General features: G+C 53.2%; 26 protein-coding genes and 1 pseudogene. 26 read left to right on the top strand and 1 reads right to left on the bottom strand.

Annotated elements, in window-relative coordinates; translation table 11 throughout:
- Nucleotides 1-187 precede the first annotated feature (187 nt).
- The gene (locus NG99_RS29555; RefSeq protein ID WP_157032723.1) at nucleotides 188-448 is read right to left on the bottom strand and encodes a hypothetical protein; all 261 of its coding nucleotides are present in this window, start codon (nucleotides 446-448) and stop codon (nucleotides 188-190) included.
- Between the two features lie 32 nt (nucleotides 449-480).
- Here NG99_RS29555 and NG99_RS26275 point away from each other — a divergent pair, with 32 nt between their 5' ends.
- From NG99_RS26275 to NG99_RS26150, 26 genes and pseudogenes are all read left to right on the top strand, one after another.
- Nucleotides 481-834: a phage holin, lambda family gene (locus NG99_RS26275; RefSeq protein WP_034899597.1), complete on the top strand. Its 354-nt coding sequence runs from the start codon at nucleotides 481-483 to the stop codon at nucleotides 832-834.
- Nucleotides 821-1237: a structural protein gene (locus NG99_RS26270; RefSeq protein WP_034899595.1), complete on the top strand. Its 417-nt coding sequence runs from the start codon at nucleotides 821-823 to the stop codon at nucleotides 1235-1237. Before NG99_RS26275 ends, NG99_RS26270 begins: the two co-directional genes overlap by 14 nt.
- Before the next feature lie 14 nt (nucleotides 1238-1251).
- Entirely contained in the window at nucleotides 1252-1704 is a 453-nt protein-coding gene (locus NG99_RS26265; protein ID WP_034899593.1) for an Rz lytic protein, read from the top strand.
- On the top strand, nucleotides 1601-1840 hold the full coding sequence (gene lysC, locus NG99_RS30525; protein ID WP_456297746.1) for an Rz1-like lysis system protein LysC: 240 nt from the start codon (nucleotides 1601-1603) through the stop codon (nucleotides 1838-1840). Before NG99_RS26265 ends, lysC begins: the two co-directional genes overlap by 104 nt.
- Before the next feature lie 211 nt (nucleotides 1841-2051).
- Nucleotides 2052-2267: a hypothetical protein gene (locus NG99_RS26250; protein WP_034899587.1), complete on the top strand. Its 216-nt coding sequence runs from the start codon at nucleotides 2052-2054 to the stop codon at nucleotides 2265-2267.
- 102 nt (nucleotides 2268-2369) lie between these two features.
- Nucleotides 2370-2771, top strand: a complete 402-nt coding sequence (locus NG99_RS26245) for a hypothetical protein (RefSeq protein ID WP_034899585.1) — start codon at nucleotides 2370-2372, stop codon at nucleotides 2769-2771.
- Entirely contained in the window at nucleotides 2771-4228 is a 1458-nt protein-coding gene (locus tag NG99_RS26240) for a glycosyltransferase family 2 protein (protein WP_034899584.1), read from the top strand. The genes NG99_RS26245 and NG99_RS26240 overlap by 1 nt, the downstream gene beginning before the upstream one ends.
- A 54-nt stretch (nucleotides 4229-4282) precedes the next feature.
- Nucleotides 4283-4507, top strand: a complete 225-nt coding sequence (locus NG99_RS26235) for a hypothetical protein (RefSeq protein WP_034899583.1) — start codon at nucleotides 4283-4285, stop codon at nucleotides 4505-4507.
- A gap of 63 nt (nucleotides 4508-4570) precedes the next feature.
- A complete protein-coding gene (locus NG99_RS26230) occupies nucleotides 4571-5173 on the top strand; it encodes a hypothetical protein (protein WP_034899580.1) in 603 nt (200 codons plus the stop codon).
- Nucleotides 5151-5516: an HNH endonuclease gene (locus NG99_RS26225; RefSeq protein WP_034899579.1), complete on the top strand. Its 366-nt coding sequence runs from the start codon at nucleotides 5151-5153 to the stop codon at nucleotides 5514-5516. Before NG99_RS26230 ends, NG99_RS26225 begins: the two co-directional genes overlap by 23 nt.
- A gap of 197 nt (nucleotides 5517-5713) precedes the next feature.
- Nucleotides 5714-6211 (top strand): terminase small subunit, encoded by a 498-nt coding sequence (locus NG99_RS26220; RefSeq protein ID WP_034899577.1) that lies wholly within the window; start codon nucleotides 5714-5716, stop codon nucleotides 6209-6211.
- Between the two features lie 3 nt (nucleotides 6212-6214).
- Nucleotides 6215-7876, top strand: coding sequence for a terminase large subunit (locus NG99_RS26215; protein ID WP_034899576.1), 1662 nt, complete (start codon nucleotides 6215-6217; stop codon nucleotides 7874-7876).
- A gap of 57 nt (nucleotides 7877-7933) precedes the next feature.
- Entirely contained in the window at nucleotides 7934-9871 is a 1938-nt protein-coding gene (locus NG99_RS26210) for a phage major capsid protein (RefSeq protein ID WP_034899574.1), read from the top strand.
- 33 nt (nucleotides 9872-9904) lie between these two features.
- The gene (locus tag NG99_RS29550) at nucleotides 9905-10060 is read left to right on the top strand and encodes a hypothetical protein (protein ID WP_157032722.1); all 156 of its coding nucleotides are present in this window, start codon (nucleotides 9905-9907) and stop codon (nucleotides 10058-10060) included.
- Nucleotides 10061-10079: 19 nt separating this feature from the next.
- Complete coding sequence (locus NG99_RS26205; protein WP_034899571.1) at nucleotides 10080-11438, top strand: phage portal protein; 1359 nt, start codon at nucleotides 10080-10082, stop codon at nucleotides 11436-11438.
- Complete coding sequence (locus NG99_RS26200) at nucleotides 11431-12465, top strand: hypothetical protein (RefSeq protein ID WP_052130890.1); 1035 nt, start codon at nucleotides 11431-11433, stop codon at nucleotides 12463-12465. Before NG99_RS26205 ends, NG99_RS26200 begins: the two co-directional genes overlap by 8 nt.
- Nucleotides 12462-12788 carry a head-tail connector protein gene (locus tag NG99_RS26195; protein WP_034899570.1) on the top strand — a complete coding sequence of 109 codons (327 nt, stop codon included), beginning with the start codon at nucleotides 12462-12464 and terminating at the stop codon, nucleotides 12786-12788. The genes NG99_RS26200 and NG99_RS26195 overlap by 4 nt, the downstream gene beginning before the upstream one ends.
- Before the next feature lie 9 nt (nucleotides 12789-12797).
- Entirely contained in the window at nucleotides 12798-13133 is a 336-nt protein-coding gene (locus tag NG99_RS26190; protein WP_034899567.1) for a head-tail adaptor protein, read from the top strand.
- Entirely contained in the window at nucleotides 13126-13515 is a 390-nt protein-coding gene (locus NG99_RS26185) for a hypothetical protein (RefSeq protein ID WP_034899564.1), read from the top strand. Before NG99_RS26190 ends, NG99_RS26185 begins: the two co-directional genes overlap by 8 nt.
- The gene (locus tag NG99_RS26180; RefSeq protein ID WP_034899561.1) at nucleotides 13512-13913 is read left to right on the top strand and encodes an HK97-gp10 family putative phage morphogenesis protein; all 402 of its coding nucleotides are present in this window, start codon (nucleotides 13512-13514) and stop codon (nucleotides 13911-13913) included. Before NG99_RS26185 ends, NG99_RS26180 begins: the two co-directional genes overlap by 4 nt.
- A 34-nt stretch (nucleotides 13914-13947) precedes the next feature.
- Nucleotides 13948-14403 (top strand): major tail shaft subunit, encoded by a 456-nt coding sequence (locus tag NG99_RS26175; RefSeq protein ID WP_034899558.1) that lies wholly within the window; start codon nucleotides 13948-13950, stop codon nucleotides 14401-14403.
- 73 nt (nucleotides 14404-14476) lie between these two features.
- The gene (locus NG99_RS26170) at nucleotides 14477-14869 is read left to right on the top strand and encodes a phage tail protein (protein ID WP_034899556.1); all 393 of its coding nucleotides are present in this window, start codon (nucleotides 14477-14479) and stop codon (nucleotides 14867-14869) included.
- A gap of 211 nt (nucleotides 14870-15080) precedes the next feature.
- Nucleotides 15081-18404 carry a phage tail tape measure protein gene (locus NG99_RS26165; RefSeq protein ID WP_034899554.1) on the top strand — a complete coding sequence of 1108 codons (3324 nt, stop codon included), beginning with the start codon at nucleotides 15081-15083 and terminating at the stop codon, nucleotides 18402-18404.
- Between the two features lie 6 nt (nucleotides 18405-18410).
- Entirely contained in the window at nucleotides 18411-18752 is a 342-nt protein-coding gene (locus NG99_RS26160) for a phage tail protein (RefSeq protein ID WP_034899552.1), read from the top strand.
- A 52-nt stretch (nucleotides 18753-18804) separates the two neighbouring features.
- Nucleotides 18805-19542 (top strand): phage minor tail protein L, encoded by a 738-nt coding sequence (locus NG99_RS26155; RefSeq protein WP_034899550.1) that lies wholly within the window; start codon nucleotides 18805-18807, stop codon nucleotides 19540-19542.
- Nucleotides 19543-19544: 2 nt separating this feature from the next.
- A pseudogene (locus tag NG99_RS26150) lies at nucleotides 19545-20063 on the top strand (C40 family peptidase); the annotation flags it as partial.
- Nucleotides 20064-20080 lie beyond the last annotated feature (17 nt).

Here is a 20080-nt window from a genome sequence, read left to right as displayed (position 1 = left end):
TGATTATTCAACCACTACATTCCTCATTACGTGATGACCGTGCGCTTAAATAATGTGGCACGAATAAACCTATAATTGCGCCAATACCGCCAATGATGGTGAACCAGATGCCTAAAGTGTCAAAGTCCATTGAGAGGTTTCCATGCCAGAAATTATGAACGCGATCCTGCCTGTGTTATCACTCTGTTTATCCTGTTTTAGCATCGGCTACAGCATAGGATTTTTCCGGGGCAGAGGTTGAGCGTAGCAGGATAATGCCGGATGATGATGCAGTGAATCCTGATATTTGATCAGTGGTGAAAACAACGAATTCGCCCCGGTACTGACGAGCACGGAACTTACCGCTGAAGGCATCGGGGCAACTTATAACACGCCAGCGCAGCGGTGTAGCGCCCGCACTAATTTTGGAGGCTGCCATCTGGCGGCCTTTTTTTATTTCAATCAGCAAGCCGCCATCATCCCGGTGGCGGGAACAGGCGTATGTCTCCAGAACATGATTTGGGCTTTTGGGCCAACGTACTGATGTGGCTGTACGCCCACAAAACAGAATGGGGATATGCCGGAGTAGCGGGCATGTTTTCACTATTAAGAAACGCATATGCAAAAAGCCCCTGGAGTAACAGGGTGCTCGACGCTGTGTCATGCAGCGCTCTGGCGTTCTTCGCTGCGCCGACTCTTCAGGTGATCGGGGCTGTATTCAACTGGAGCGTACCAGACGCCGCCGCACAGGTTCTTGCGGTTTACATCGGCTATGTGGGTAACGACTACATCAGCGAGAAATTACGGGGCTGGATAAGCCGCAAAGCAGGAGATACGACTAATGACGGGCAGTGACAAAACTCGCGGCATCCGCAACAACAATCCGGGCAACATCCGCTGGGGTGATGACTGGAAAGGTCTGGTCCCTCAGGCTCAGCGTACCGATAAATCCTTCTGCCAGTTTACCGGGCCTGAGTACGGTATTCGCGCGATGATAATCATTCTGCGCAACTATCAGCGTAAATATGGCCTGAAGACAATTGACGGCATTATCCGGCGCTGGGCACCCCCGAACGAAAACGACACGGCCGCTTATATCAAAAGTGTGGCGCTGGCGACGGGTACGGACGCTGATAAGCCAATTGACCTGTCAGACAGCCGAAAGCTGTTCCCTCTTTTGCAGGCAATTATCAAACACGAGAACGGCAGCCAGCCTTATGAATTTGACGTATTCGTGAGGGCGCTCGACCTCGTCTGAAAACAGGAGGTGATATGGCTATCATCAACTTCTTCAAAAACTACTCTCCGGTCATAGTTGTCGGCCTCATCTGCATAGCGCTGTGGGGGCTTCATGCCCGCAATTCTCAGCTGACGGCCACTAATGAGCGTCTGGAGCAACTGTCGAACAGCAAAGACTCGCAGATTAACGATCTGCGCTCCAAGAACGATGGCCTGGCGGATAGCGTAAAAGACCTGGTCACAGCGGTAAATCAACAGAACGCCGTCATGTCTCAGGTCACTGAGCAACGGGCAGTCACAGCACAGCAGAACAGGACTCTCCAGAATGAAATCAAGCGTTATCTCGCGGCTGATAAGTGTGCTGTTGCTCCTGTGCCCGCTGATGCTGTTGACCGGTTGCGGGACGCCGCAAAAGCCGCCAGTGGAGTACCGAACGGTAAAGCAGCCAGCGGTAAGCCTGCCAGCGGCGCTGACAAGCCCAATTGATGTGCCGCCCGTGCCGGACACCATGACATTTGGCGACAGCGTCCAGCTTAACGCTGAGCTGTTCGGCCTGTTGGGGCAATGCAACATCGACCGCTATGGCATTCGCCAGATTGAAGCAACCCGAGAGGGCAAATAAGCATGGAACCAGAACATTTCATATTCGGAACAATTTTGGCCGTTATAGTCACGATTGTTTCCGGTATAGCGGCTGTCAACATTAATGATAATGCGACGATTGAACGAATGGTTAAAGGTGGTGCGAACCCTATAGCTGCATCTTGCGCGGTGAACACCATAACCGAAAGTAACCGGGAAATTTGCAAACAAAGCGTAACGCAGAAATGAAAATGCTCATCTGGCTGAAAAGCCTGTTCACCCACTCCAGAGAGAAAACCGAAATGTCTGAACCGCTGAATGAAGTAACCGAGCAACAACCAGCCCCGGCAACCACTGATAACACCGAAGCTGTGCTGGAGAAACTGAAAGAGCTGGTGGCCGCTGCAGGTGCGCAGGCCCACGCCGTGATTGATGACCTCATTGAACTGGCGAAAAAGCTGGTCTGATAGTGTGCATTACAGAGCTTTCTTCCTGGAAGGCTCGATAATGCAAAATTAATTTACTGTCCGCCCTGCGCGCCATACCCACTTTTTAGCAGGATATTCTGAATGAAGATGATTCGCCTCGAAGATACAATGAAGCATCTGCAACTTACTGTCCGTGACGATGGCTATGAGATGCATAGTCCCGCTGGCTCCGCCTGCTATGACGCATGGGGCGTGAGAACGACAGTTAATGGGATTCCAGAGTATTTTCCGGTGACGCTTAACCTTCGTGATGAGCGAGATAAGCCTGAGAAGGACAAAGAAGAATTGAAGGTGGAACCGTGGCAGCCCCTAATCAGGGACGGTGTAATCTCTGATGGAGCCATCACCACAAGCACACTTCAGGTTAAGCTTGAACTTGATACCAGTGACTTCGACGAACAGGCCAGCGAGTTTTTAGAGAAAAAGGTACTGGGAATTATTAAAAAAGAGCTGAAGCCTGGCGGGTTACTCTGGTGGCAATAATGGACGTGGTGATTGATGGTGTAAAATTTGCGCCAGTAGCTCAGCAGCGTTCCAGTATCGGACTGGCGATCACAAGCCACAACAGGCACGATGTTTTATCCCGCGCTCTGGAGCAACAGTTAAAGTACCTGCCCGCCGGTGCGCTGGTGGTGGTTGTCGATGATGGGTCAAACAAGCCGGTGGTGGTACCTGACGGTGTGACACTGATCCGCCACGAAAAGTCGCTGGGTATTGTGGCATCGAAAAACCGCAGCCTTGAGGCGCTGATTGATGCCGGTTGCGAACATCTGTTTTTGTGGGACGATGACGCATTTCCAATTGCTGGTGGATGGGAACAACCTTACATCGCATCTCCTGAGCCGCACCTTGCCTACCAGTTCCTTGACCTGGCTGGCCCGCGAAAATTAAACGATCTGGCTGTTCTGTACCGAGACGATAAACACGTTGCCTACACAGGGCAGCGCGGCGTGATGCTGTATTACCATCGCAGCGCGATAGAGAAGGTTGGCGGCTTCGACCCGGTATATGGACGCGGCATGTACGAGCATTCTGATCTCGCGCTTCGCATCCATAACGCCGGGTTAACCACCTGGGCATTTGCAGACGTGGCTGGCTCTGACCAGTTGATTTACTCGCTGGACGAACATGAAGCGGTTGAGCGATCAGTTTCGCGCCCGGACAGGGAGCAGCAGGTTAAGCATAACGTCACCATTCATAACGAACGCCGGGACAAAGGTTATACCGGCTATGCGGAGTTCCGGCAGCAGCGCAACCTGGTTATCACCTCGTTGCTGACCAGCCAGCCAGACCCGCAGCGCGGCACTAAGCTGGTGGCCTCGCCTGATCTTCTGGCTAAATGGTCCGCATCGGTAAAAGGCGCTGATGCTGTTGTGCTGGTGGATGAGCTGGAAACAGCACCAACCGGCGCAATGCTTCACCGCGTCCCTGATGTGCCGATGAATGTTTATTTCCGGCGCTGGCTGCATATCTGGCAGTACCTGCGTGCTCACCCTGAATACCGTTTCGTCTGGTGTACCGATGGCACTGACGTTGAGATGTTGCGTGAGCCGTGGGCAGAAATGCAGGCGGGCAGGCTCTATGTCGGCTCCGAGCCAAAGACCTATGCCGATCCGTGGGCATCCGGGCATCACCCTGAGCGCATCTATCAGGAGTTCATCGAACAGCACCGCAACGACCTGATGCTGAATGCCGGGCTGCTAGGTGGCTCCCGCGCTGACGTAATGGCGTTTGCTCACTCAATCGTGAGGCTTTACTACCGCATAGAGAGCAACCGGTTCTGGGGTAAAGAGAAGGGCAAGCCGTGTGTGGGTGACATGATAGCTTTCGGCATTGTAGCGCATCGCTATGCTGATAAACTTGTGGCTGGGCCGTGTGTCAATACTGTTTTTAGGACAGAAGGGATGGGTAGAGAATACGCGTGGTGGAGGCATAAATAGCCCGCCATCTGGCGATAATGAATTATCGCTTAACTTCAGAAAGGAGAATTTCTTATGGGCTTTGAAAGCAGCTCTACAGTTGTTGACTTCTGTAACACGTTTCAAGTCCCTGACAATTTGTATTGGGATAACGGTAGATTTGAGCCGAAAGATGGTTTTGATGTAAGCGAAGAGACCGCCGATATGTTTACTAACCTACTGGCAGGATTCATAGCAGGTTATGAAGCGAGCGGAAGAATGACTGATTTTGACGTCACTCCATTCTGTCGAAATCCATAACAATTAAATGTTTCGAAAAGGTCGCTCAGGCGGCCTTTTTTATTGGCTGCCCAAAGGTAAATCATGAGTGATGTCAAATTTGTGGTGCTCGGCCATCACTCCCGCCGCGATATGGCAATGCGCCTGGCTGAATCGCTGGGTGCTCTTACCCTCATTGATGAGGGGGACAACGGCGCTAACGCCAGTCACCGCCGCGCCATTGAGTGGGCAGGCCAGCAGGATTGTCGGGTAGTTATCTGTGAGGATGATGCTCAGCCTGTGCAGGGATTCAGGCAGCAGGTTAGTGAATGGCTTAGTCGCTTCCCTGACCAGATAGTCAGCTTTTACCTGGGCACCGGCAGGCCGCCGCAGTATCAGATGCAGATAGCCGCCAGCCTGATAGAGGCAGACAAACGGCAGGGCGACTACATCACGATGGACAGGCTCATTCACGGCGTGTGCTACAGCCCGCCACAAGGCAGCATCAGCACTATCCTGAAGAACTGGAACCGGACCAAAGCCGCTGACTATGCCGTTGGCGATGCGTTGGGCCGCAGGGTTATCTATCCGTGTTACTCACTGGTTGATCATGCCGATGGTGTGACTGTTGAGCGTCACCCGGACAACACACCACGTACTGAGCGCCGCAGGGCATGGAGGCTGAATGTCCAGACTGACCACACTTAAACCGCGACTGAAAGCTATTGATACCCGTCGCCTGAAGACATTGAACAGCGAAGAGCTTCGTGTAACTGGCAGCGCCAGAGTGGGGTTGAAGCGCCGCATCTATACACGCGACGATGGCTGCTGCTGTATGTGCAAACGGTTCGTTGAGTTGCGTGATAGCGAGCTTGATCACCGCATTGCTCTTCAGTTCGGTGGTGGTAACGATGAGTCCAATCTCTGGACGCTCTGCGTTGAATGCCATGCTGGTAAGACAGCCCGTGAGACCTCAACAAGGCAGCCTGATAGAGAGGCACTTAAGCATGATGTACCTGCAGGCGAAGGTTTGCCGGTCACCATTGTATGAGGTGAGCATGGACTGGTGCTGATGGCTGTGACCGGTGAGCCTCCAGCGATGCCATATCTGGAACCAAAGCCACCGAGAAGGGCATTGCTGGCGCCCGGACCGGGTGGGGGGGGGCATCTCAGAATCACAACCCCTTTCGCTCAGGACACCGCGCCTCCTCTCACGCACAGAAAATTTCCCCTTTGGAGGGTGTAAACATGTTAACAGCCCAGAAGCGAAAATTTGCTCTGGCGCTGATGTCCGGTATGTCAAAAAAAGATGCGGCAATAAAAGCGGGGTACTCTGGGAAATCCGCGCGCTCCAAGGGCTCGCAGCTGGCTAAAGACCCGGAGGTCATCGCTTTTATTGAGCGCAAAAAGAACGAAGTTATCGAAGTCGATGATGCTCCGGCATGTCGGGGGAATGTTAATACCCCCGCCGAAAATGTTTATACCCCAGCGGTAAACACCGGCGAAGGGAGCAGTGAGACAGAACGGTACTACGACGACCCGATCGAATACCTTAAGGCTGTTATGAACGGGAAAGAGCCGGATGATCCGGGCAGACGGGATTCTGCCAAAGCGATGCTGCCTTATATGCACCCGAAAAAGGGTGAAGGTGGCAAAAAAGACGCTAAGCAGGCCGCTGCACAGGCTGTCGCCAGCAAGTTTACTGGCATGGCGCCACCCCAACTGGTCGTGAGTAACGGGAGATAATAAATGCCGGAATGGTCCACCGCCTGTACTGACTGGGCCAGCAGGCTCATTAACCGAAAATCTATCATCCCACCGCCTATATTTCGCGATTCTGGCGATCACGCGCTTTCTATTTTTAAAGAGCTCAGAGTCACCGACCTGCCGGGAAAGCCAACGTTTGGTGAATGTTCCGAGGAATGGGTCTTTGATTTTGTCCTGGCGATATTTGGTGGCTATAACCAGCAGACCGGCAATCAGCTTATCCGTGAATACGGGCTGTTGATCAGCAAGAAAAACACCAAATCGACTATTGCTGCCGGAATAATGCTCACAGCTCTTATCATCTGCTGGCGTGCCGACGAAGAGCATCTGATTCTGGCTCCGACCAAAGAGGTTGCAGATAACTGCTTCAAACCCGCAGCCAGTATGGTGCGTGAGAATGAAGAACTGTCAGCGCTTTTTCACGTCCAGGATCATATCCGCACCATTACTCACCGGATTAACCGTAACAGCCTTAAGGTTGTGGCCGCAGATAGTGATACGGTTTCCGGTAAGAAGGCCGGGCGCATTCTGGTCGAAGAACTGTGGCTGTTCGGCAAAAACGCAAAAGCTGACGCAATGTTTATCGAAGCGCTGGGCGGACAGGTATCGCGTAACGAGGGATGGGTTATCTATCTGACCACGCAGAGCGATGAACCCCCGGCAGGCGTTTTCAAGAAGAAGCTGGATTACTGGCGCAACGTTCGCGACGGCATTATTAAAGACGGCAAAACGCTGGGCATTCTATACGAGTTCCCCCCCGAAATGGTGGAAAACGAAGATTTCCGCAACCCTGACCACTTTTATATCACCAACCCGAATATGGGCCGTTCCGTCAGCAAAGAGTGGCTGGACGACGAATACCGTAAGCGGTCGCAGGAAGATGAAGGCAGCCTGAGAAAGTTTCTGGCTAAGCATCTGAATGTTGAAATTGGCATGAACCTGCGTGGTGATCGGTGGGCAGGCGCGGAATTCTGGGAAGGACAGGCCGATCCTTCCGTGACTTTTAAGCAGATACTGAGTCGCTGTGAAGTGATCTCAGTCGGTATCGATGGCGGTGGGCTTGATGACCTGCTGGGCCTGTCGATTGCAGGGCGGGACAAAAAAACGCGGGAGTGGCTTACGTGGTCCCATGCCTGGTGTCACGTTAAGGCTCTGGATCGCCGTAAGAGCGAAGAGAGCAAGCTGCGGGATTTTGAGAAGCAGGGCGATCTCAGCATTGTTAAACGGGTTGGCGATGATGCCGACGAAGTGGCGATGTATGTTTCACAGATATTTGAAGCCGGCCTGCTCGATAAAGTAGGTATGGACCCCGCAGGAATAGGCGTATTGCTTGACACGCTTATTGATGCCGGAATACCACAGGATTCCGTTGTAGGTATCAGTCAGGGCTGGAAGCTGGGCGGTGCATGTAAAACCACGGAACGTAAACTGGCCGAGGGAACACTCCGTCATGCGCCCCAGCCCCTGATGAACTGGTGTGTCGGTAATGCAAAAATAGTCATCAGCGGTAATGCCCCACTGGTAACGAAAGGGGCCAGCGGCATCGGTAAAATTGACCCTCTGATGGCGCTTTTTAATGCCATCTCACTGATATCACTTAACCCGGAACCTGCCAAAAAAGATTACAGCGTGTTTTTCATATAGAGAATCCGCTTTTCACGACCCGCCGCGGCGGGTTTTTGCGTTTCTGGAGATCAGAAAATGAAGCAACAGCACGCCGTCAGCCTCCTTAAGGTTAAGGCGGTTAATGAGGAAACGCGGGAGATCACCGGCATTGCGACAACGCCAACGCCCGATCGTTATGGCGACATCATGGTGCCGGAGGGAGCCGAATTTCAGCTTCCAATCCCGCTGCTCTGGCAGCACGACCATCAGTCACCGATCGGTGAAGTTACCTCGGCGAAGGTGACGCCAGAGGGGATTGAAATCAAGGCAAAGCTGGCGAAGGCCGATACGCCAAGCCAACTGGCCGCCCGGCTGGAAGAAGCCTGGCAGAGCATCCGTCTGGGGCTGGTGAAAGGTCTGTCTATCGGCTTTCTCCCCATTGAATACGCCTATATCGATGAAGGCGGGATCAGATTCACCCGGTGGGAGTGGTACGAGCTCTCTGTGGTGACCGTCCCGGCCAACGCCGAAGGCACGATCCAGGTCGTTAAATCTATTGATGAAAAGCTGCGTGCCGCGTCAGGCCATGAGCAGCCGGAATCAAACCCCAAAAACACCGCTGGCGCTACAGCAAAAAAAATAACTCCGATTAAGGGAACCAAGATGAATATTGCAGAGCAGATTAAATCGTTTGAAACCAAGCGTGCCACCCTGGACGCTGAGCGCGAAGCGGTGATGGCTAAATCCTTTGAAGAAGGCCGTACCCTGGACGCTGAAGAGGAAGAGAAATATGACGAGGTGAGTGCGGAAATCAAATCCGTGGATGCACACCTTGCACGGCTGCGTGAACTGGAGTCTACCAAAGCCGCAACCGCTCAGCCTGTAAATAAAGCGGCTAATGGCACTGTTATTAACACCACAGAAAAAGGTGCTCCAGCGGTCATCCACGTCGAAAAGCCGCTTGAAAAAGGTATCGCGTTTGCCCGTTTTACCAAATCCCTCGCCGCAGCAAACGGCAGTCGATCAGAGGCTCTGGAGATCGCTAAACGTCAATATCCTCGCGATGCCAAGTTGCATCATGTTCTGAAGTCGGCAGTAGGGGCGGGTACCACGACTGATCCTCAGTGGGCAGGAAGCCTCGTCGAATACCAGGAATATGCAGAGGACTTTATTGAGTTCCTGCGTCCAAAAACAATCGTTGGGCAGTTTGGGCAGGGCAACATTCCACAGTTGCGTAAAGTTCCTTTCAACATTCGCATTCACGCTCAGACTTCTGGTGGTTCTGCAAGCTGGGTCGGTCAGGGTAAAGCCAAGCCGCTTACCCGTTTTGATTTTGAATCGGTGACGTTTGGTTTCTCAAAGGTGGCGACTATTGCGGTCATTACTGATGAGCTTATCCGGTTTTCAAATCCGGCCGCAGATGCAATGGTACGCGATCAACTGGCGGAAGCGGTTATTGCGCGTCTGGATATCGATTTTGTTAATCCGGCCAAGGCCGCGGTCCCTGATGTTTCCCCTGCATCTATTACCAATGGTGCCACTCAGATCCCAAGCTCCGGCGACCCTGATACCGACAGCAGCAACGCTTTCCAGGTATTTATTGATGCTGAGTTGCAGCCAACTGGCGGCGTCTGGTTGATGTCGAGCACCACCGCATTAGCCCTGTCAAAACGCAAAAATGCACTGGGCCAGAAAGAATATCCAGACATGACCATGTTTGGTGGTGTCTTTGAGGGCCTGCCAGCAATTGTATCGCAGTACGTTGGCAATCTGCTTGTGCTGGTAAACGCGCCTGATATTTACCTGGCCGATGATGGCGGTGTAGCGGTTGATATGTCACGCGAGGCATCTCTCGAAATGGAAAGTGAGCCCAGTGGTGACAGCATTACACCAACACCAACAGAGATGGTGTCGATGTTCCAGACCAATAGTGTGGCGATCCGCGCAGAACGCTGGATTAACTGGAAGCGACGCCGTACTGCGGCAGTAGCCGTTATCACCGGCGTGAACTATGGCGCTAATCCTGGTAGCTAAGGAGCAGCGGGGAGAAATCCCCGCACTTTTTCTATGAAGCAAGTCAGATATCTCAAAAGCACGCATGATGCCTTTGCGGGTGAAAAACGCTGTCTGAGCGACCGGGATGCTGAGATTTTGCGCCTGATGGGCTATGTCGAATTTCTCAATACGGTTGAGAAAAAAACTCAGGGTAAAAGAAAGAAATAACGCCAGGAGAGACAGCGCGATGTTTGATATTTTCCGCCGAAAGGCACGGGAAGAAAAGGCGTTACAGGCGGTGTCTGGCGGTGGCTGGTTGCGGATTTTTGAATCATTCACCGGGGCATGGCAGCGAAATATTGAGGTGGACAGTACAACCGTACTGGCTTATCACGCCGTGTTTTCCTGTATTTCGCTGATATCCGCAGATATCGCCAAAATGCCGGTGCTGCTGAAAAAGAGGTCAGACAGTGGTATCTGGGCTGATCATGCTGATACCCGGATTTCCCCTTTGCTGCGAAAACCGAACAGTTTTCAGACGCGGATGCAGTTCTTCGAATCCTGGATGAACTCCAAACTCTCAGACGGTAACACCTATGTCCTGAAACTGCGCGACGGCTCAGGTTTTGTTAAACAGTGGCGCGTGCTTGACCCGAATAAGGTCACCCCCTACGTCACTGAGGATGGTGAAATCTTCTACCAGGTGCGGCCAGACAATGTTCACGGGCTTGAGGCTCAGGTAATGGTTCCCGCGCGTGAAATTATTCACGACCGCTTCAACTGCTTTTTTCACCCTCTGTGCGGGCTTTCCCCTGTTTATGCGTGTGGGCTGACCGCCATGCAGGGTGATGCCATCCTGAGTAATTCGGTTAATCATTTTAAAAATGGTGGCAGGCCGGGCGGCGTTATTGTCGTACCGGGGAGAATAGATGCTGATGATGCAAAACGCATCAAAGCTGACTGGGATGCCGGGTATACCGGGGCCAATGCGGGAAAAACCGGCCTGCTCTCGGATGGCGCAGATTTCAAAACGGTAACCATGACCTCCGTGGATGCGCAGATGGTGGAGCAGCTGAACCTTTCGGCCAAAATCATCTGTTCAACGTTCCACGTCCCGATTTATAAGGTCGATACGTCTACCGCTCCCTCATACAACAATATCGAGGCGCTGGACCAGCAGTATTACTCACAGTGTCTTCAGACCCATATTGAGGCGATTGAACTGCTGCTGGATGAATCGCTGGGGCTTGATGAACAAACCGGCGTTGAGTTTGATCTCGATGTGCTGATCCGCATGGACACTGAAGGCCGTTACAAAGCCTACAAAGAGGGCATTGGCGCCGGGTTTCTCACGCCCAACCAGGCGCGTCAGAAAGAGAATATGCCACCTGTTACCGGAGGTGAGACGCCTTATATGCAGCAGCAGAATTACAGCCTTGCTGCGCTGGCGAAGCGCGATGCGCAGGATAACCCGTTCAGTAACGGTTCTTCAACAGCCCCGGCCCCCACCATTACCCCTGAAGACGATGAGACCAGCAGGGCGCTGCCGGAGCAGCAACGCTCACTGGCGGTCAGTATGCTGAGAGGAATATTTACCCATGAATGAGCGTGACATGTCACTGTTGCAGGCGGTGGGCGAAGCGGTAAAAGAGCAGCTTACCGCGATGCAGATAAAATACGATGCCGCGCTGGCTGAAAAAACGCGGGAAATCGGCGAACTTCATCGCGTTATCGCTGAGCAGGCAGCACTGATTGCGGATGTTCAGCGTTCAGTGCCGGGTGAAAGCGCCATTGTCAGTGCGGTTCTCGCACACGTCGGGGTGCCTTCAGCGCCAGAGTTGCCGGATGTGGCCCGGATGGTTACTGAAGCCGTTGCAGCGATAGAGATACCTCCGCCGCCCCCGCTGCCTGATATTGGCGCGATGGTTAAAGCGGCCGTGGCTGAGCAGGTGGCTGGTATTGACGTGCCGCAGCCCGAACCGTTACCTGATGTGGCAAAAATGATTGCAGATGCTGTTGCGGCGCTGCCGGAGCCTGAACTCCCCGCGCTGCCTGATATTGGCGCGATGGTGAAAGCGGCCGTGGCAACAGAAGTTTCGGCAATCAGCCTGCCGCAGCCGGAACCGCTGCCGGATATCACCGCGATGGTGGCGGATGCTGTCAGCGCCATACCAGCACCGAAAGACGGTGAGCCCGGCACTGACGGCAAAGACGCGTTGCAGATCGAAATACTGCCGTGCATTGATGCTGAAAAATCCTACCCGCGCGGCACCTTTGCCAGCCACAACGGCGGTCTGTGGCGCTCCTTCCAGAAAACTACCGGCATGAACGGCTGGGAATGCGTGGTGGACGGCGTCACGTCGGTTGATATCACCCAGGAGAGCGAGCGTAGGTTCACTGTGACCGCTTCGCAGGCCAGCGGGGCAAAGACGGAGAAAATGTTCAGTATCCCGGTAATGATTTACCGCGACATCTTCAGCGAGGGCAAGACCTACCTGGCTGGTGATTGTGTGACCTGGGCGGGTTCAGTCTGGTACTGCCATGAGGAAACCACGGCTAAGCCGGGTGAACCCGGTTCAAAAGGCTGGACGCTGGCCGTCAAGCGCGGGCGCGATACGAGGTCTAAACCATGACGGATTTTGTCACTCTTAAAGAGGTTAAAGATCACCTTCGCCGGTACATCGATGAGGAAAATGACTGGCTGGAGGATACGATTTCTGACGCCAGTGCCACTGTGCTTGACTATGTAAAAGGTCACAGGGACGAATTTATTGATGAAAAGGGCGAGCTTATTGAGGGCGCTGCGCTGCGAAGGGTAAGGCGCGGCACCCTGGCGCTGATCGCCGTACTTGACCGGATCAGGGCGGGTGAAGATAAAACGGCCTTTCCCGATGGCGATCTTCCTTTCAGCGTAAAGGCTATTCTCCGCACGCTCCATGTCCCCACCATTATCTGAGGATGAGTTATGTCAGCTGGTCTTGATGCGGGCAACCTGAACGCCCTTATTACCCTGCAAAAGGTGGAGATCACAACCGGGCCACTTGGCGAACCGCTACCGGGGCAGCCCGTCGATGTGGCAAAGGTCTGGGCCGCCACTGAAATCAGGTCCAACCGGAAAATCCGTACGCTGGATCAGCAGCAGGTCGTTGAAACCTGGCATTTCACGATCTGGCCTTATCCGGGCGTCAGCATTGACTGGAAGGTTAAGTGGAAGGATGCGACCTGGACCGTGGTTTCGGTTGATCACAGTCTCTCCGATCGGCTTGTTCTGAAGGCCGAAAGAGATGTCCGCCATGATTGAACAGGCTATCAAAACGGCGCTAGGCACGCTGTCCGGGTTGCCGGTATATCCCCTTTTGCTGCCGGACCCGGTGCAGGAGGGCGTCACTTTCCAGCGTATCTCCGATCCAGAGATGGATAACGGCCTGGTTCGCACGGGGCTTATCGCCGGTCGCTTTCAGATATCCCTTTACCGATTGAATGATTACACCGCGCTGGTGGAACTGGACCGGGCTATCTGGTCAGCGTGGCGTGGTATCCGGCAGGGAGAGATTGCCGGGTATCCGGTGCAGTACGTGGAGCGGGGCGGGATTCAGCAAAGCTGCGTCACGCTTACGAGCAACCAGGTACAGTACCGGCTGGTCAGGGACTTCATCATTTACTTCAGCGAGGGCACATCATGATCCGTATGGAAGTAACCGGACTGGCTGAGCTGGAGCGCCAGTTGATGGCGTTGGGAGAAAAGGCTGGTAAAAAGGTTCTCCGCGATGCTGGCCGCGTAGCACTTGAAATCGTTGAGCAGGACATGAAAGAGCATGCTGGTTATGACGATGTCGCCAGTGGGCCGCATATGCGCGATTCCATCAAAATCCGTACTTCCACTAAAACGCTGGGAAATACGGTTGTGTCCTTACGTGTAGGACCCAGCAAAGAACATTATATCAAGGCGCTGGCGCAGGAATTCGGCACTGTCAAACAGGTTCCTGATCCCTTCATCCGTCCCGCTCTGGACTACAACAAAGCAAAAGTTCTCCGCATTCTGGCGGTGGAAATCCGCGATCGCATTACCAATAACGGGTAGCGTCTGCTGCCATTCAATCTGAGAGAGAAAAAACATGGCTGATAATAAAACTTCGCCGGAATACGCGATGCTGCCTGCCGGTACCGTGGTTTTGTATGGCGCTGCTGGCGCTGATGTTTCCGAAATGAAACCCCTGATCAACTGTAAAGCGCTGGGAGCAACCGGCCAGACGGGGAGCTTTGTAGACTGCACCACGCTGATAGACACGAGCAAGCAATTTATCAGTGACCTGCCTGAAGGGCCGGAGAAGTCGCTGGGGTTTATTGATGACCCGGATAATCAGGATTTTGCCGACTTCCTTAATTCCGCGCAAAACCGTGAAACCGTTCAGTTTTACGTTGAGCTACCTAATGGCCGGACGGCGAATATGATCCTGGCGCTGTCAGGCTGGCAGATGAACGAAATCACAGCCCCTGCAAGTGAAGTTATTCAGATTACCGTTCAGGGTAAGCAGAATAACATCGTGTGGGGTACGGCTTCCGGTTCGTAGTCTTTTCCGGGTTACTGAATTCCACATAATGCCGCCTGTACGGCGGCTTTAAACCTTCTATCGGGAAATAAAAATGACCGCACAGAATTTTGATTTGTCGGCACTGAAGCAGGCGCTTCTTAAGCCCAGGAATACCGCAATTGAAACAGAGCTGTTTGGCGCGAAAGTGTATCTTCGCCGCAGGACTGCCGGAGAGCTGATTGATTACGAAGAAGCACTCGATAAAGCACAACTGGAAGATGATGTACGGCGTTCCTCAGAAATGAGCGTTCAGTTAATTATTGACAGTCTGGTTAACCCTGACGGGTCAGCGATTTTACCTGAATTTTTGCCAACCGCCGCAGAGCTTATTGCTGCACACGATAACCCCACGCTTATTGATGCTATTGGAAAGGTCAAAGCTCATGCGATTGGACGACTGGATGAAGCCGAAAAAAACTTACCCGCTCACCCTGGCTCCAGCTGATTTTCTGGCTGGCCGATCGCTGGGGTGAGCCTGATCCTTCCAGAATCGCCGATCTTCCAATTGACACCCTTCAGCACTGGCGGGCCTACTTTCTCAGCCAGGGCATTCTTGCCCGATCTGAACAACCGGAAGCCGTCAGTAATTTTGAACCTGAGCAGCGCACTCCGACCGTTAACGATCAGTGCGATGCCGTAATGAGAGCGCTAATGTAATGGCTGATGTCGCTTCGCTGGCTGTTGGGCTTCACCTGAACGCCGCTAATTTCAAATCTCAGCTGGTGAGCGCATACAGCGATGCGAATAACCAGTCTGGCCGGTTCAACCGGAAGGCTCAGGACGATGCTAAAAAGACGGAAGACGCTTATAAGCGTGTGACCTCGTCCGTAACCGGTCTGGCCGGACGCCTGGCAGGGCTTGCGGGTGTGGGGTTATCTCTCGGCTCAATTATTCAGACCTCTCGCCAGTACGGGCAGGCGCTGTCTGACCTCTCTGCAATAACCGGGGCGACTGGCGCACAGCTTAAAACTCTGGACGCCGCCGCACAGGAAATGGGGCGGACGACAGAATACAGTGCCAGTCAGGCAGTGGAAGCACTGAAGCTGATGGCTTCGGCGAAACCGGAATTGCTGGAAACAGCGGACGGGCTGACCAAAGCCACTAACAGTGCTCTGGTGCTTGCACAGGCAGCAGGGAGTACGCTGCCTGATGCCACCAAAACCCTCGCGCTTTCGCTTAATCAGTTTGGTGCAGGTGCAGAGCAGGCTGACCGCTATATTAACGTTCTGGCCGCAGGTGCAAAATTTGGTGCATCTGAAATCAGTGATACTGCTGCCGCTATCAAAAATGGCGGGGTGGCGGCAGCCCAGGCTGGTATTGGTTTTGAAACGCTCAACGCCGCCATTCAGGTGCTGGCTTCCCGTGAGATCAAAGGTGGGGAGGCAGGTACTGCACTGCGTAATGTTATTCTGAACCTTGAAAAAGGTACGGATAAAACGTTGAAACCGTCAGTAGTGGGGCTCAGCCAGGCGCTGGGGAATCTTGCCGGGAAAAACCTGTCAACGGCACAGGCTGTTAAGGTGTTTGGCGTGGAAAATATCAACGCCGCATCTATTCTGGTTGATAATCGCAGCAAGCTTGATGAACTCACCCATTCTCTTACAGGCACACAAACTGCCCACGAACAGGCCGCCATCCGCGTTAATAACCTGAATGGCGACCTTATGGGGCTTACCAGTGCTTTCGAAGGGTTAATTATTAAAGTCGGCCAGTCTGGTAGCGGTCCGCTCAGGTCAGGGATTCAGGCAATCACTGAGGGCATCAACAGCCTGACTGATAATTTCAATATGGTCGCTTCGGTTGCTCTATACACCCTGATCCCGGTTATTTCAACAAAACTTACTGCTGGCCTTCGGGAAAGTCTGTCTGCATGGAAGGATAATCAGGCAGCAGTGAAAGCCGCTTCAGCTTCGCAGGCGGCGATTGCCCAGAAAACGCTGGAATCAACAGCAGCAATACTGAAACGGAATGATGCTGAATTCGGTCAGTACCGTGCGATGGAGCAGACGGCAAAACAATATGGGCTCAATGTCAGTTATCAGAAGGATTTTAACCGGCTGATAAGAGAAGAAACTGAACAAACCCGCCTCGCTACTGCTGCAAAAATTCAACTGGATACGGCCAACAGGCAGATTTCAGTTTCTGCCCGTGCGGCATCTGTTGCCGTTGGCCTGGCAAAAGGTGCGTTGTCGCTGGTGGGCGGGCCATTTGGCGCAGCTATGCTGGCCGGTTCAGCCCTGCTGTATTTTCACCAACAGGCGAAAGATGCGCGGGACTCAGCGATCAACCTGAAAGATGCCGTGGTTGAAACCACTACCGCGCTGATGCAGTTGTCAGATAAGCAGCTGTCAGTAAAGCAGCTGGACCTTCAGTCTCAGTATGAAAATCAGGTCACCCAGCGTAACCAACTGATGAAAGAAATTCAGGATGCTGACAGTCGTATTGGTGACCTCAAGGGGTTTGATCCCTTCGGGCAGTTGTCGGGGGTGCAGTCCGGTAAAACCCGCGCTGAAGCTGACCTTGAGTCGGTTAATAAAGGACTGAAAACCACTCAGGACAACATGGAGAACGTCAGTAAAGCGCGTTTTCTTGTCCAGACCGGGATCGCTGATTCAGCAAAAAATCTGCAAAGCGATGTTAAAGCGCTGAGTGAGGCAGGTAAGGGTGTTCAGTCTCCATGGACGGGGGACGCCCCGGCGAAAGCGGATAAAAAGGGGGCGCAGGCACTTAAGCAGTTTCAGAGCCTGAGGCAGGGTATTGAGGAAGAGCACGCAACCAGCCTGCAGAAAATCAATTTGCAGGAAAAAGCCGCTCAGGAAAAACTGGTTAAGGAGGCGAAAGCCTCAGGTACCAGCCAGCAGGACCTGCAAAAAGCGTTGCTGTTGAGTGCGGATAACTATCAGCGGCAACGGCTTGAACTTGCCGAAAAATACGCACCGGGCAAAGCGACGATAGCCCAGGAAAAGCAGACCAGCCTGGAGCTGAAAGAGCTTTTCGATGCCCGTTTGCTGACTGAAAAAGAATATCAGACCGCCAGACTTGAACTTACTCAGAGCAGCACCCGGCAGTTACTCCAGGCCCAGGCTGACGCAGCAGCAGCCCCACAACTTAATATCGCGGGAGAAGTCGACCCCGTTGTCCGCCTGCAAAACCAGCTGGTCCAGCAGCAGAGTCTGTACGACGCCTACTATGCCAATGGCAAAATAAGCAAGGAGCAGTATGAAGCACTGATGCAGCAATCTTCACAGGATTCCGCTGATGCCCAATATCAGGCGGCGCTCAGCCTTTACAGCGGGCAGAGCAAGCTGCATAAGGGCTACATCAGTCTGATCGATACAGTGCGTGAAAGAACAACCAACTCTCTTACCGGATTGTTGACCGGTACGCAGAGTTTCAGAGAAAGCATGCAGAATATGTTTGCTTCTCTCACGCAAAGTATCGTTCAGAACCTGATTGATATGGCGGCGCAAGCCATCCTGACAAAAACCATTCTGTCATCGTTTATGAGCCTTGGCGGCGGTGTTGCGTCCGGGGCTTCAACGGCTGCAGCATCCAGTGCGTTTAGTTCCGGCGCTTACAGTAATCTGGCTTTAAACGCCAAAGGCGGCGTTTATTCTTCATCAGACCTCAGTACTCACAGTAACAGTATCGTAAGTAAGCCAACATTGTTTGCGTTCGCCAAAGGCGCTGGACTGATGGGCGAAGCAGGACCTGAAGCAATTATGCCGTTAACCCGTGGCGCTGATGGTTCGCTGGGTGTCCGGGCAGTGTCGGGTGGCGACAAATCCTCACAGGGCGGTGCAACGTATATTCAGGTTGATGCGCCGGTCACGTTCGTACAGGGCGAAAGTGGCGGAGAGACCAGCAGTAGCGGCACAGCTAATGCAGCCAATCAGTTGGGATCGATTATTCAGAGTGAGATTTCCGATCGGCTTCGCAAAGAGATTGCGCCAGGCGGACTGCTTTACAGAGGGAGATAAGAGCTGATGGCTACAGATACCTTTACCTGGGCGGCCAGGATCAACAGCAGCGAACAGCTGAACGTGTCAACCAACCAGGCGCAGTTCGGTGACGGCTATAAGCAGATTAGCAGTAACGGGATCAATATGGCGGCCGAAACATGGTCGCTGACCTGCAACGGCGTGGCCGCTGATATGGGGCCGCTGCGTGTGTTTCTTCGTGAGCATGTGATCAGTTCCTTCTGGTGGGTTAACCCCTGGGGGGAAAAGAAACTTTACCGCGTCAAATCGGACTCGGTTAATTCGAAGTTTATCAACGGAGGGTTTGTCGAAATCACCTTTACGTTTGAACAGGCATTTGCCCCATAACTTCAGCAAATCCACACAGGCCGCCGCGTGCGGCCTTTTTTACGGGTGAAATATGAGCTTTAACCAGGATATTCAGGCGCTGGAGTCGGGCCAGCTGATTCAGTTGATCGAGATTGACGGTACTGAATTCGGCCTTGATACGGTGCTGCGTTTTCACGCCTATAACCTACCGACTGACGGCTGGGCTTCATTCGCGGCTGAAAATCTGCCGTCGATAATCTGGCAGGGCAATGAGTACGATCCTCACCCCTATGAGCTGACAGGGCTGGAAATGACCAGTACCGGCTCACAGCCCACACCAAAACTGTCCGTCGGCAACGTGGGGAACTACGTCACGGCGTTGTGCCTTCAGTTCGACGACATGGTAAAGGCGAAGGTAAAAATCCATACCACACTGGCGAAATACCTCGATGCGGCAAACTGGACTGCTGGCAATCCAAACGCCAACCCGCAGGAAGAGCGGGTGCAGCTGTTTTACGTCAATGCCAAATCAGCGGAAACGCGGGTACAGGTTGATTTTGAGCTGTGTTCGCCGTTCGACATCCAGAACCTGCAACTGCCGACCCGGCAGATTATGCCTGTCTGTACCTGGTGCATGCGCGGCTGGTACCGGACGGGCACAGGCTGTGATTACAACGGCACTAAATATTTCGCCAAAGACGGTACGGCAACCGACGACCCGTCAAAAGATGTGTGCGGTGGACGGATGGCAGACTGTAAAGCGAGGCTTGGTGACGATCAGCCGCTACCGTTCGGGGGCATGCCAGCCGCAAATTTACAAGGCAAATAACCATGCGTGAAAAACTTATGGCGGCCATCCGGGAACATGTGGCCGCTGAATACCCGAAAGAGGCGTGCGGCGTTATCGTTCAGGCCGCTGCCGCTCAGACGTACATTCCCTGCCGCAATACCTCAGATAAACCTACGGAACATTTCACCTTGGCGCCGGAAGACTACCTGTCAGCCGAAACGCAGGGTGACGTGCTGATGATAGTCCATTCTCATCCCGATGTGGCAACGCTGGTACCGTCAGAAATGGACCGCATACAGTGCGATCACAGCGGCGTGGAGTGGGGGATTATGTCGTGGCCGGACGGTGATTTCTGTACTTTCTCCCCGCGTGAAGATCGTGACCTTGTTGGCCGCCGCTGGGTGCTGGGGCATGCGGACTGCTGGACGCTCATCATGGACTATTACCGGCAGATGCATGGTCTTACGCTGAACAACTGGTCCGTTGATTACGAGTGGTGGCTGGACGGCAAAGAAAACCGTTATGACGACAACTGGCAGGCTGAAGGATTTATTGAGATTGTAGTGGTTGAATAATC

The organism is Erwinia typographi (assembly GCF_000773975.1).
GTDB classification, from domain to species: domain Bacteria; phylum Pseudomonadota; class Gammaproteobacteria; order Enterobacterales; family Enterobacteriaceae; genus Erwinia; species Erwinia typographi.
Note: the sequence above shows the minus strand (reverse complement) of the source record. Positions and strands in the feature narration are given on the sequence as shown.